We start from the raw sequence: 12,459 nt of genomic DNA, 5'->3' as shown, positions 1-12,459 counted from the left end.
ATTCACCGGTACTTTTTTATCTGCAATTAATCTGATAGCTGCCCTATCAAGATCTCATAATTGTTTTCATCATTCTTATTCACGATCGTGCGCTGCTTCGAATAATTTTTCGACACATCCGCCTTGAAAAAATAAATCGACTCACTTTCTTTTGCCCGCAGTGCCCGGGATATCTGCATGTTTTTTCTATCTGTCATTCCACTCTGTTGTTCAAAATCAGTCTCATAAGTATAAGTCAGCCCGTTTGTATTATCGATTGATAAATCCTTCGGCCATGTCAAATACGGCTGTACACTGCCCGTTGACTCTGTGCCAACCGAATTCGCCATCAGAATCAATTCTGCATAAGGACTTCCGACAGAATCCTGAATCTCATAACTCAGATAAGTATCCACCTGATACAAAAGAAAATGCAGCTTCATTATTTTCTTATACGGGGACGTGCTTTGTATCGTAACGATCACCTCAGTTCCATCAACATAGGAAACTGTCTGTTCATCCGCTATCGACAATGTAATCTCCTGCACGGCCTTTCCTTCCGATCCTGCACTCCCCAGAGCTCCGGATATTTCAGAACCGGTAGTACCGTCAGGATCAGCCGAATTATCGGAAATTGTCGCCAATCCCTGAATCGGATTGCTGCTTCCGCTTTCATCCGCCGGTGTCTTTGCCTCCACGCTGACTGTATACGGAATCTGCCCCTGTGTGATTCTCAGATCATCATAATAATTGCGCAATTCAAAGGTAATCTCATGTGCGCCGCCGCCATACAGGTTCCAGGTTCCCTCCTGTACGTCCTCATATACGTACCCGCTTCCCGGATTTTCCCCGCTGCTGTCTACCATGGTACTGTCCCCCAGCAGATCCGTTGTAAAATAAAATTTATCTGAGGTCATAATACCGCTGACCGGTTCAAAAGAACGGAGATACTTCGCCATTACGACTACTGTAACGCTCAAAATCAGAATGACAGCCAGCACTAAAATGGTTCGTTTTCTATGAAATTTGTGTTGACTTTTCATCCTCGTCTCCTCCTTAATCGATCTGGCTGGCAGTGACGGACAATTTCACTGCCTCCACTCCATTGGCATACTGATAGCCGTTTCTGTCTTCAGGCCATGATACTCGAATCTGATAGGTCTGTTTTTCCTTATTTCCAGCTGCCATTGCATCGGAAAACTTGCATGAGCCTTCCTCAACATCCTGAATATTCTTTGCAAGAGAAACCCAACTGCCTGTATTCGTACTTCCTTTTTTATATTCTATCATTAACGGGAGATTTCCCTCCGTCTCCAAAACTGCCTGCATATTTACCGCTGTCTCGCTGGAATTTGTGATATCAAAACTGCATGTAACAGAATTCCCCGGCTGCAGCTGCACAGGAAATTCCTTTTCAAAATTCTGTAGATCTGCTGTCACGTCAAAGGACGCCACTCTTGCCTCATCTGATCCGGTGCCTCCGGCCGTATATCTCGCCAAAAGTCCTGACATCATCCCCACAGATACCAGTACCACACATAGCAGCGCCAATGCCGCTCGAAATACCCGGTTTGGCCGATATTCTTTTGTCTCATTCATCCGCCATCCCTCCTTCTGTCACTGGTCATTCTCCTGTTCCTTCTTCAGTCGTCGGATTTCTTCCCTGATCGCATCCAGATTCTCATCGTCTATTCTTTTCTCTCTCCAGAAAGATAGTTCAATTAAAAGAAAGGCACATATCAAAACCAGCAAAATTCCCACAGGCCTTTTCAGCAAACCTACCAGTTTTCCCACATAGGGAATCCGGGCTCTGACAACACCTTTTACTGCCTCCCGGTCAATCGGTGGGTCTGCCACGCTGTTTGCATCCCCCTGTGTCACAACTTCATTTTCATCCATGAAAACAATCCGATGAACGATCAATTCATATCCGGACTGATATACCACGATATCGCCCACTTCATACTGATCTTTCTCCCGCACAAGAAGCAGATCATTGACCTTCAATGTGGGTTCCATACTGCCGGACAGTACCACGGACATGCCGCATCCAAAAGGCATTGGCATCTGATTTCCCCCCAGGCTGCGGGCATTCCAGAGATAGACATTCACTCCCAGAATCAGTCCTGCCGCTATTAAAAGGCATCTTCTCAAAAGACCATGCTCATGTTTTTCTTTTATCCGGCTTTCCGCATTTCCTTCCGTCCGACTCCTGCGCATCTGTATCCTCCTCATCTGGAAGCTTTTTCTCTCCGTCTTTTCACCAGCATGATCACAATCAGGGTTCCTGAGCCCGCAAGAAGAAGCAGATAAAACATAATGTGTGTCTCATCACCTGTTTTTGGCAGAACACCCAATCTTCCCGGCTGCGAGAGACCTTCGGACAAATCAGGATCTGTATTTGCCGAAGTGACTGTTTTGATAACGACAGTAAGTGCTATATCCTTTCCCTCTGTTTGATTTCCCAGAGCCGTATCTGATTCATCGTCTCCGGATTCAAAGGGCCATTGCCATTCCAGCGTATAACGGGCATACCGGTTGGCCCCCAGGGTCGCCTTGTCAGAAACTCCATTTAATGCCAAAACCTCATCCCACTGTTCTTCACTGCCGAGCAGGTAATCTCCCCCATCATTTTTCATTCTCGCCTTCACGGGGATCTCCGCCTCCCCGGACGTCATATAGGCCTCCACTGACATCTCATAATCTGCCGTCCCATTGCTCGTATTTTTCAGCCAGAAGGTATAGTCATTTTCCGTTCCCGGAGCGATCACTTCATCTCCGTCATTTCCGCAGACCGTTACGACCTTCTGATCATTTTCATATTGCACACGAAAGAGATCTACTCTCGTATCCGTTGTCCATGTCCCGGTTCCATCTCCTGCCTGATATTCCGGAGCCTCTCCCTGTGAAATTTCAGACTGCCCATCCATCCGTGTGGAAGCTGCAGCAGCTCTCACTGTTTCGGACTTTGAGTAGTTGCTTTCCTTTGTCAAAGTCCCCGGAGCTTCTATTGCTTCTATTTTTTCTTCGGACGGAGCCAGTGCAATGATATTGCTCTCGGATGCCGCAAGGGCACTCAGGCGTTCAGCCAACAAAATACTGGTCAAAGCCACACAGATGAAAAGAAAAAGAAATACAAAAAGCAACTCTCTTTTCTCATTCCCACTTTTCATTTTCTCTTTTCTGCCGCTTTTCTCTTCCATCCTCCGGGAGCCTCCTTTCACAGATTATTTTTTTACATCCTCTCTTTTGCTTTCGCGAAAATCCATGAGACATCCCATGGATTCTGGCGAAAACAAAAGACGAAACACCCGCCCGGCCACGTCGGAACGGGTGTGGTCTTATGTAATCAATCATACGATTTCATTCGCCTGGAATCAGTCGATCTGGGTTACGGTTGTTGTTACTGTAAGGGTAACCGTAGCCGGATTATTACTTGCTGCCTGTCCACCAAGAAATGTATCCTTTTCATCATTAGTCGTATTATCATCATTCGTAATACTAAACGGCCATTCCCATTCTACGGACAAAAAATCATCCGACTTGGAGGAAAGATTAGTATTGGCATCATAGTTTGTACTATAATCAGCAATCGCATTATTGACAGCATTTTCAAAATCAGTAGCCGTTGTATACGTTAAGCCCTTAATTTCTGTTGTACCAGTTTCAGATTTCACTTTGATAACTAATGGGCAATAAAATATTCCATTAACCTTCCAATTATCGCTGATATCAAACTGTCCTACATAGCTCACCTTAACTGCAACTTCCGGTGTGCCGCTCAATGCCATCTTTGTCATCTCTCCCTTGGTCCCCGGAGCAACAAGATTATCTTGTGTTCCACTAGCCGATGTCGCTGCTACAACAGACTTTGCAATAGTACCTGATACCATTCCATCATCTGTATTATATTCTGTTGCAAAAGTGCTGCCATTTGCCGTAACAGTCACTCCCCACTTTGCAACCCGTGCCGTATCGCTTCCTTCTGCTTTCGTGGTATACTTCGCAAAGGTTCCGCTGATCATGCATGTAGTCAAAAGCGTCAATATCAGCAGAGCAGAAGCCAAACGCATCATTCTATTTTTCTCCATAGCGAAATTCTCCTTTCTTCCGTATTTCATCTATATTCAATCCACAGCGTGGCCTTCATGGATGGAATACCATTTTCACAGACAGTCCATTCTTCCTGTCTATTTGTCATCCTCCGAATGACCTTTTTCATTTTTTTGTTGGGATCGCAGCTCCTCCAATTCCCGCAGCAGCGCATCTGTATCCGCCTTCCTGCTCTTCTCATAGCGTCTCCGGCGCAAAACGTCATATCCGATCAGAAGAACCAACGGAACACCCACACAAACAATCAGTCCCGTGGTGGTCTGCATAAACATTGCGATATTACCCGCTCCGGCAATACGGGTGCGGTACTGTCCCACCAAACTCCCCGCTGGCACCGGCATCTGATCCTCCGCATTATTGGCATCACCTTTTGTGATAAATGCAAGTTCCCCGTTCTCCCTGGTTATCTCAACCACCCGGTGTGTCACAACGCTTGTCCCATTTCCTGCCGGATCAAAAAAGGCAATCACATCACCTGTCGCAACCTCCTCCGGATTTATCGTATGGCAAATAATCAAATCTCCGCTGTGTATTTCCGGATACATAGAATCTGTCAGCACGATCAGAGGCAGATAACCACCAACACTCGGAACTTTATCACTATTTGTATAGCTCTTCACAATAAGCGAAATATTCATTATTAAAATCGGAATCAGAATGATACATAGAACAGTCCCCAGAATAGTTAGAAACATATGCCTCCATGAATGTTTTCGAACCTCTGTATTTTCCGTCTTTTTCAAGATTCGATCCCCCTTTTCAAGTAATCTTATATACAAACATCTTATTTTATTTTGCAGATTTTGAAAGCACAAAGTGCGAAAAAATCTGCAGGCTCACCATTTGTCGGGCAGCTCATTTTATGTAAAATATATTTTATTATATCAAAGATACCGTAACAAAATCGTGCCCTCACGCATACTTTCTGAGCCATATATATATGAACTGTTTGGTACAGCTGCAATCAGATACTATCTGTCATTTCATCTCTGCAAGAATCTTTCCAGTGGTTTCCTCTGCCATGACCGAATATTCCATGACAACCGGCGCATATTCCGGACAATTCCGTCACGGAACAGAATAAAAATTCAGAAAATAAGTGAATCCGTAGAGTTCCATAACCATAAGTGCAGAAAAGACCCCTTCATAGTCTCTTTATTATTATACGAAAATTATACATAAATTACAATTCTTTTTTAGTGAATAAAAGAATCCGGAAGTTTGACAGTCTGATCTCGTTTTTCTATCAAATAAATACCTTCTAACCCTTATAATATGACCTGAATGACATTTACCGTGCCCTTTCCGTACTCGCCGAGGAAAATGATTTTATTCAGGCGGAACTTTACAAAAACAGTCAAAAAATTCTTGAACGGCACAGGGATATCCTTTACTATGACTGTACCAACTACTTCCTCTTGTCGGCATGAGGCTGTTTATGGATTATGACGGTATCCCACTTGCTTTTTTTATTTGATGAAAACAAAAAAGCGTTTCATGACATAGCATTTTCTGCTAATCATTACCGCTTTGTTTGCAACCGTCCCCTGCGGGAATCGAACCCACAGCTAGCGCTTAGGAGTTCAAATCATGCCTGTCAAGCCGATTCCCTTTTATGATAAGAAAACAACGTTATTTCTTGATTTATCAATCGAATCCGGTTAATTACTGTAAGCCTCTGTAATGCCGAGTTAAAGATGAAATATTAGGACAATGCATTACTGTTCATGGCCTGCTTTAGAATCGATTACCATTTCCCGTTGTGCAGGAATGATAAACAGTATTAAATTAATCGGATTTACATATATATAATACCGTGATATGGTCGGTTTGTCTACGACTTTTCGACTACAATCTCTTGTATATTTTGAATAACTTTTCCGGACACCTCCTCCCATTGAAGTTCACCGACAAAATAATTTTTCTTGCGAAACCGTTCCCACATCTGAGCCATAACATCATCTGTAGATATATCAAGCTTTATACTCTGCCTCAATTTTTCTAATATAGCTTCAAGCATAATCCTGACACCCGGATAGTCGAAATCATCCATAATCGTTGTGATAGACTTAATTTGAAAGGTCACGCCATCCTCAACAGGTACTGCAGCTATTTCATCCACTATTTTTTCTGCCTCAGTTTTATTTAAAGGAAGCGCTTTAACTGTTGTATCAATGTCCATTGTTGCTCTTAAGTTCGTTCCCACTATAGATGCTACAAGCATTCCGCCTTTTAAAATAAGATTTTCTCTATATTTCGATAAAGAAACCCTTTCAAGGAATCGTTCCATCATAAATGTCCGGATCAGTGCCTTCGCAATGTCATTATCTCCTTTTGAAAGGTTACGCACTTTGTCTTTTAGCTGTTTTGATGTATGAATCATACAAGTACCTCCACATATTTCATCACTTCATCCCTGATTTTCAGTTTTTCTGCATATTCAAGCAATCTGGATAAATTTTTCTCTTTCCTTGACATATAATCTTTTACTGCTGTCTGAAAATTCTGTATTTCATATTTTTTTCTGTCTTTTATCAATTCACAGATACATCTTTCTTTGTCATAAGCTCTGACTATATTCCCACTGATGGAAGGAACGTCGCAAACTCCCATACTGTGAATTTCTTTTGGAACATATTTCACCCGGACATTATCTCTTTTCAAACGAGTGGCATTATATCCATTCGGTACTGTAATACAGACTTCTGTATATTCTCTGTCAATTAAGCCATGCAGATAAAGAGCAGTTTCGCCAGAAAAAATAACCGAAGGATTTCTGATCTGAAGGATAAATAATTCATCCGGCCACACATCATCAGCTATATAAATCCCTTGCGCAACCTTCTCCATAGAATGTGCTTTCACATATTTCATTACGTATGTTCTGGAAATCTGGTTCTTTTCTGCAAGGGCAGTAAGAAGATACCCATGGTTTTTTTCAATTAATTGTTCTAAAAGCATTGTTTTAGTCATATATATCTCTCTTCTTTACATTTTTTCTTATATTATATTATTTTTAAGCATAAATGTAAAGTGTTGTATTTCATTCCGGTATGCTTTCTCAAACAGCTCCGCATTTTTCTTTCGATCATCATCCAGGATACCGTACTCCGCAATACTCTTTCACTTTCTCTCTTTCTTCCACATCTCTGCCTCCTCTCTTTTCTGAAACAGAAAAAGCCCGTTCAGACCGGATTTTGTAAATCCGATCCAAACGAGCTTCTCGTTTGACACTTCATGTAATTTATATATATCAGTTCAGCCATCTGATGTCAGGCGACGGATTTATGCTCGCATAAAAATCCGGCGACTGATATTCAGATGTGCTGAGCGCCCGAATATGAGTAAAACAGCGGCGACAGCCGCGGTTAGCACGTAGTGCGGTTTTACGAATGGCACGGCCTGAACTGATACATTTATATTGCTTATCAAATCCCTTATCCGAGCTTTCCTCTGATTTACCTGTCTAAACACAGGGGTACATCAAAACAAACACCTCTTATTCAAAGAAAAAAGCGGACAATTATTCAACCTTTCCGGCTAATAATTCCCGCTTTTAGCAGCCGTCTCCGGGAGGATTTGAACCTCTGACCCCTCGCTTAGGAGTTCGCCCCAAAGGTGTCAGGCAGAAGTAAGTTGGTATAAGAAAAGTCAAGCAAAATCAAGCTTTTTTCACATTTCACTGTCAAGCCAGTACAGGCACGATTAAGCTGATATAAGCTGGTTTTAAGTGGTTCCATTAGCAAGCCATTAGCAGACCCCCTGAAAAAGGGCAATCGTCACATTTGCAAGCACGTATAATCTCGTGCAATCTGGTGTAACGCCTGTATAAGATGGTGATTGCTGGTATAGATTCTATATGGTTTTACCGTAAAACCAATCTAATCCTCAAAAACAACTTCTTTAAATAATCTTTTACATATCTCTTGATTATCTATCTCTATATCATCTATGCTCATATCTTCTTTTCTCTTATAAAATAGGTAAAAGAAATTATCTCTTTCCTTCTCCTTTGCTTGCAATGAAGATACAATATCACCAACCTTAGCAACTTTGTCCTCATCCTTCGTTTGGAACACTACTTTTGTCGCAGAAAAGTCTGATTTTCCAAATCCACTGTTAAACTGCGAAGCCATCAAAATCACAAAATTGCATTCAATTCCTTTTTCTTTTGCATAACTCTGTAAAGAATGCATTACCTTTAAAATTTTTATCTTATTTCCTAACTGCACTTCTTTTGTCTCAGGATCTATATCCATTCCTTCAAGAACCACTTTTTCTTTTTCAAGCTTATCAATGAGCGCATCATCTATAACCCATGAATCAGTACTTTTAATGAGATATTTTGCAGTAACACTCATGGCGGTTTCAAACTCCTGCAAAAGTTCGCCACCTCTCGCCAAATTTAAAACAAAAGCTTTATATTCGGCCTCTGACTTCCATACAGGGTGACGCCTTTCTCTACGCTCAAAAAATTCTTTACTAATTTCATTGGGATATACATTTTTCATCAAAAAAATTATATCATCATCACATAATAAGGCAATAGATATATTGTCATTAAATTGCTGCCCCTCTACGCTTAATGATTCCAAAGAAAATAATTTTTTACCTTCATTATCCATATTTTCACTTAAATGCGAAAAAACATGCTGAAGTATGTAAGCCTCATAAAGAACTACAGGGTGTGTTTGAATCCATTTCTTTTCTGCATCATGAGCATAAACTACATTTTCAATAACACTAATTGCGTTTTTATTATATGCAATCTCATACATTCCATTATTCTTTGAAAGTGTAAGTGAAGAAAGTAATCTTTCAAAGTCAATATTTACTGTATCAAATCCTGTAATGTATGCATCCCTGATTAGATAATCCAACTTATCAACATCAATTACCTTAGAATTAAGCATTGAAATAAAACAATTCTTTATACTGTTTTCTGTCGTTCTTACAGAATATTTATACCCCGTAATACAACGAACAAAAAGCTCTTTTTTCTCTACAGTATCAAAAAAAGTTCTATATTTTAAAACACCTATTATCGCACTCATAATCTCATGTGGTGCAGCTGCTAAGCTTTTATCCTGCGGAATGTCCCTTTCAAATTCTGTACTTCCAATAACTTCAATTAACTTTTCGTGCAACTTTGTATAATCATGATCTTCACCAAGATAAAAACTCTCTCCCGTATGAGAAAAGGGAGCATGGCCTACATCATGTAAAAGACATGCAAGCTTGAAAACTTCACCATACATAGAAAAATTAATTGTATTATCTATTTTAACTGTTGCTTCTCTAGTCAACTGATCAGCTGCCAATTCTCCCAGATAATAAACGCCCATTGAATGAACAAAACGATTGTGTACCGCAGAAGAGTAAAGCGGAGAATAACTTGTTTGTATTATTCTCCGCAATCTTTGAAACGGTGCTGTGTCAACAATATCTGTCATATACCTTACCGGTATTTGTATATATCCATATATGGGGTCTTTAATTCTTTTGTAGTCTTTCATACCTATACTCCCAACGCCTGAATAGACCTCTGGTTCATAAATGCCAACAAGACATCTAATGCTAAATAACCTCTAAACTGATGAACCAAATCTTCAATTTCCTTTCCGGAACGTAATAAGATACCTTTTTTCCCATCTTCTTCACTTTCCTCAAAAAATTCAGAATAATTTCTAAAAAGTGCATCTGTATTGTCACGCGAAAGAACCAAGACCGCTTTTTCACCATTCTCATGTAAAATCTGAACAACCTCAGCTCCATAACTTTCTATTTCATTATATGTTAGAAAACGCTTTTTTCCCTTTTTCATCGCTTCAATGAGCGCATTGGCTGCCAAATCTTCTATTCCAATATAAAAACACATTTTACATACCCCTCCGTTTTTCTTAGATTGTGATTAGTTCTAAATATTGTAACATTGATTGCGTCAAGTTGCAATTCCTTTCTGTTCTCATAACTAAATTTTTCCCTTTCATCATATGTTTTATTATTGTCTTACTTTCCTATCTTTATTATTTTAAAAATTTTTATTAAAGAAAAAGCAAAGCTTTTCTCTGCCCTGCTCTTTCTCTCGATATCATATCGCCTGCACCAGCGTTTTCAGCATCGCCGCCGTTCAGTTTCAGCTTGTATGTAATGCTGCTGTGGCGGAGGCTATGGAATACGACCTTCGGAAGGTCATTATCTGTAATCAGCTTATTCAGCGCACGGTTAATTACCTGCCCTTCAATCGGCGTCCCCATCGGGGAACAGAACACAAGGTCGTAATCGCTATATTCATCCCCAAACAGCTCTTTCATCTCCGCAATCTCTTTGTATCTTTCCTGGAGCATCTCCGCTATCGTCTTTGGCAGGAACACACGCCGCACACTGGTCTTTGTTTTCGGCTTCTTCAGCACCAGCGACGTATGCCGAGATGCCAGCCGCGCCGGGAAGGTTTTTATAACGCCTTTTCCATCCAGCGCCTGCAGGGATTCCCTCTGCACCCGTTGCAACTCTTTATTGACATAAATGCTGGCCCGTCCGCCTTCTATGCTCTCCTGTGTTATGTCGATACAGTCCCAGGTAAGGGCAAGCATTTCACCCATCCGCAGGGAACAGGAAAAAGCAAGGTTCAGCGCCAGCTTCAGGATATCGTCCTCACAAAGCTCAATAGCATGGAACAGGATATCCGCCGTCCAGATATCACGGGGCTTCGCCTCGCTTTTCGGCAACGTAGCGTTCACTACCGGATTTCTTGACATCAGCTCCCACTTCACCGCCTGGTTGAACGCATTACGGAGCAGCTTATGGATTTCCTTTACTGTCCTAGGTGAAAGGAACTCGTTCTGCGACGTCTGGTAAGGCCGCTGTTTCGATTTCACAGTGAGCAGGTTCCTGTAATACCGGTCTATCACGCGGGGTGTCACTTCATCCAGCTTCATATCCCCGATAATCGGATTGATATAGTTATCGATCAGCCCCCTGCGCCCCTCATAGGTGGAAAGCGCCCAGGTATTCACTCCATAAATGGAGACATATTCCTCCAGCAGTTCCCGGATGGTCTTTATGGATATAAAGGGTATCGTTACATAAACACACCTTCAAATCATATCTCTTATACGAAATTTGAAGAATTGGTTGCGGTCTATGACTTTGATACCCAATTAAAATCTTTATTTTATCCTAACGTAATGCTAATAGAAACAGCTATCAAAAATTATGTTCTGGATATTTTAGTGGCTTCAACAAATTCTGGAAATTTTATCAACATCTATAATCAATTGTTGGATAACTATAAAATGTTTTCCACCAAAGGCAAAACATATGAAAATACATACGACCGACAAAAGGCAGAGGAAAAATTCAAACGAGAATTAAAAAGACGGTTAGATTTGCGTAATCGTATCTATAAAGTTCAAACTGATGCTTATGGAAATGGAAATAAAATTGCAGATCACTATCTTCGTAAAGATGCCAACCTCCCAATATGGGCAACCTTCGAATTGCTCAGTTTAGGTGAATTTGGTCATTTTGTTTCATGTTTAAATCAAAATTGCAGAGCAGATATTTCAAAAAAACTTGGAATACGACATTCCGATGATTCAAATGCCATGATGCCTCAACGTCTGATTTATGCCACGAAAGATCTTCGAAATGCCATTGCACATAACGATGTAATTTTTGATACACGTTTCCGAACCGGAAACATTGATAAACAAGTAGGAAATGCTATTTCTAATGCTACCGGCGTTAAAGGATTAACTTTTGAAACTATCACGGACTATTTAGTTTTGGTAATTTACCAATTGAAACTTCTCCATATATCTAAAACAGAAATGAAGCGAGTTATATCGGGATTTGAAGATATTGTAGAAAAACTACGCAGCAATATTCCAATAAGCATTTTCAACCAAATTATCCATACAGATAATAATGCTAAACTTACCAAATTAAAAAAATTTGTTAAGTCGTGAAAATCCTTGCATTTTCTATCTCTTTCTTGTATACTATAAATGTGAATAGCGGTGCGTCTCTATGGAGCGTACTTGGGGGAATCGGATGCGTCTGGTTCTCCTTTTTATTTACGTAAAAAGCAAACAGAAACAATAACTGACATGACAAAACTTTTGGTAAAACTAGCAGAACTGCTATTTTGACTAGCAAACTTAGATGAGAAAAAATGCCGAAAATTCTGGAAATCCAGTATTTTCGGCATTTCTAAAGCGTCGCTAAGAGGATTTGAACCTCCGGCCTACCGCTTAGGAGGCGGTCGCTCTATCCAACTGAGCTATAGCGACATTTTAACTATACCCATTCGGCATCCCTATGGGTATACTTTTTCGCGCGGAGCCTGACGTAGCGCGCCCATGC

General features: G+C 40.8%; 11 protein-coding genes, 1 tRNA gene and 2 pseudogenes. 2 read left to right on the top strand and 12 right to left on the bottom strand.

Features of this window, described 5'->3' with window-relative positions; genetic code table 11:
• Positions 1 to 26: 26 nt before the first annotated feature.
• The 6 genes from ACMN7X_RS05180 to ACMN7X_RS05155 form a co-directional block, all read right to left on the bottom strand.
• Entirely contained in the window at positions 27 to 1,022 is a 996-nt protein-coding gene (locus ACMN7X_RS05180; RefSeq protein WP_418746426.1) for a hypothetical protein, read from the bottom strand.
• Between the two features lie 13 nt (positions 1,023 to 1,035).
• Positions 1,036 to 1,578 carry a hypothetical protein gene (locus ACMN7X_RS05175; protein WP_418746425.1) on the bottom strand — a complete coding sequence of 181 codons (543 nt, stop codon included), beginning with the start codon at positions 1,576 to 1,578 and terminating at the stop codon, positions 1,036 to 1,038.
• 18 nt (positions 1,579 to 1,596) lie between these two features.
• Positions 1,597 to 2,199: a signal peptidase I gene (locus tag ACMN7X_RS05170; RefSeq protein ID WP_418746424.1), complete on the bottom strand. Its 603-nt coding sequence runs from the start codon at positions 2,197 to 2,199 to the stop codon at positions 1,597 to 1,599.
• Between the two features lie 11 nt (positions 2,200 to 2,210).
• Positions 2,211 to 3,182 (bottom strand): LPXTG cell wall anchor domain-containing protein, encoded by a 972-nt coding sequence (locus ACMN7X_RS05165; protein WP_418746423.1) that lies wholly within the window; start codon positions 3,180 to 3,182, stop codon positions 2,211 to 2,213.
• A gap of 174 nt (positions 3,183 to 3,356) precedes the next feature.
• Positions 3,357 to 4,070, bottom strand: coding sequence for a hypothetical protein (locus tag ACMN7X_RS05160; RefSeq protein WP_418746422.1), 714 nt, complete (start codon positions 4,068 to 4,070; stop codon positions 3,357 to 3,359).
• A gap of 99 nt (positions 4,071 to 4,169) precedes the next feature.
• The gene (locus ACMN7X_RS05155; protein ID WP_418746421.1) at positions 4,170 to 4,835 is read right to left on the bottom strand and encodes a signal peptidase I; all 666 of its coding nucleotides are present in this window, start codon (positions 4,833 to 4,835) and stop codon (positions 4,170 to 4,172) included.
• A 531-nt stretch (positions 4,836 to 5,366) separates the two neighbouring features.
• Here ACMN7X_RS05155 and ACMN7X_RS05150 point away from each other — a divergent pair.
• A pseudogene (locus ACMN7X_RS05150) lies at positions 5,367 to 5,560 on the top strand (transposase); the annotation flags it as partial.
• Between the two features lie 366 nt (positions 5,561 to 5,926).
• Here the strand turns inward: ACMN7X_RS05150 and ACMN7X_RS05145 are convergent.
• The 5 genes and pseudogenes from ACMN7X_RS05145 to ACMN7X_RS05125 form a co-directional block, all read right to left on the bottom strand.
• Positions 5,927 to 6,475, bottom strand: coding sequence for a nucleotidyl transferase AbiEii/AbiGii toxin family protein (locus ACMN7X_RS05145; protein ID WP_418746420.1), 549 nt, complete (start codon positions 6,473 to 6,475; stop codon positions 5,927 to 5,929).
• Positions 6,472 to 7,065: a type IV toxin-antitoxin system AbiEi family antitoxin domain-containing protein gene (locus tag ACMN7X_RS05140; protein ID WP_418746419.1), complete on the bottom strand. Its 594-nt coding sequence runs from the start codon at positions 7,063 to 7,065 to the stop codon at positions 6,472 to 6,474. The genes ACMN7X_RS05145 and ACMN7X_RS05140 overlap by 4 nt, the downstream gene beginning before the upstream one ends.
• 908 nt (positions 7,066 to 7,973) lie before the next feature.
• On the bottom strand, positions 7,974 to 9,608 hold the full coding sequence (locus ACMN7X_RS05135; protein ID WP_418746418.1) for an HD domain-containing protein: 1,635 nt from the start codon (positions 9,606 to 9,608) through the stop codon (positions 7,974 to 7,976).
• Positions 9,609 to 9,610: 2 nt separating this feature from the next.
• Positions 9,611 to 9,970, bottom strand: coding sequence for a hypothetical protein (locus ACMN7X_RS05130; RefSeq protein WP_418746417.1), 360 nt, complete (start codon positions 9,968 to 9,970; stop codon positions 9,611 to 9,613).
• 232 nt (positions 9,971 to 10,202) lie between these two features.
• Positions 10,203 to 11,153 (bottom strand): annotated as a pseudogene (locus ACMN7X_RS05125) (site-specific integrase); the annotation flags it as partial.
• Here ACMN7X_RS05125 and ACMN7X_RS05120 point away from each other — a divergent pair.
• On the top strand, positions 11,046 to 12,062 hold the full coding sequence (locus ACMN7X_RS05120) for an Abi family protein (RefSeq protein ID WP_418746435.1): 1,017 nt from the start codon (positions 11,046 to 11,048) through the stop codon (positions 12,060 to 12,062). The pseudogene ACMN7X_RS05125 and the gene ACMN7X_RS05120 overlap by 108 nt on opposite strands.
• Before the next feature lie 250 nt (positions 12,063 to 12,312).
• Here the strand turns inward: ACMN7X_RS05120 and ACMN7X_RS05115 are convergent.
• A tRNA-Arg gene (locus ACMN7X_RS05115) sits at positions 12,313 to 12,386 on the bottom strand.
• Between the last annotated feature and the right edge of the window lie 73 nt (positions 12,387 to 12,459).

This window comes from Frisingicoccus sp., from assembly GCF_048388605.1.
Taxonomy (GTDB): Bacteria; Bacillota; Clostridia; order Lachnospirales; family Lachnospiraceae; genus Frisingicoccus.
The sequence above is the reverse complement of the archived record's forward strand: the minus strand, read 5'-3'. Positions and strand labels throughout refer to the sequence as shown.

Bases quoted from the DNA above. Each gene is read 5' to 3' on its own strand.
- ACMN7X_RS05135 (WP_418746418.1), bottom strand. From the start codon at position 9,608: ATGAAAGACTACAAAAGAATTAAAGACCCCATATATGGATATATACAA.
- ACMN7X_RS05170 (WP_418746424.1), bottom strand. From the start codon at position 2,199: ATGCGCAGGAGTCGGACGGAAGGAAATGCGGAAAGCCGGATAAAAGAA.
- ACMN7X_RS05140 (WP_418746419.1), bottom strand. From the start codon at position 7,065: ATGACTAAAACAATGCTTTTAGAACAATTAATTGAAAAAAACCATGGG.
- ACMN7X_RS05130 (WP_418746417.1), bottom strand. From the start codon at position 9,970: ATGTGTTTTTATATTGGAATAGAAGATTTGGCAGCCAATGCGCTCATT.
- ACMN7X_RS05175 (WP_418746425.1), bottom strand. From the start codon at position 1,578: ATGAATGAGACAAAAGAATATCGGCCAAACCGGGTATTTCGAGCGGCA.
- ACMN7X_RS05165 (WP_418746423.1), bottom strand. From the start codon at position 3,182: ATGGAAGAGAAAAGCGGCAGAAAAGAGAAAATGAAAAGTGGGAATGAG.
- ACMN7X_RS05145 (WP_418746420.1), bottom strand. From the start codon at position 6,475: ATGATTCATACATCAAAACAGCTAAAAGACAAAGTGCGTAACCTTTCA.
- ACMN7X_RS05160 (WP_418746422.1), bottom strand. From the start codon at position 4,070: ATGGAGAAAAATAGAATGATGCGTTTGGCTTCTGCTCTGCTGATATTG.
- ACMN7X_RS05180 (WP_418746426.1), bottom strand. From the start codon at position 1,022: ATGAAAAGTCAACACAAATTTCATAGAAAACGAACCATTTTAGTGCTG.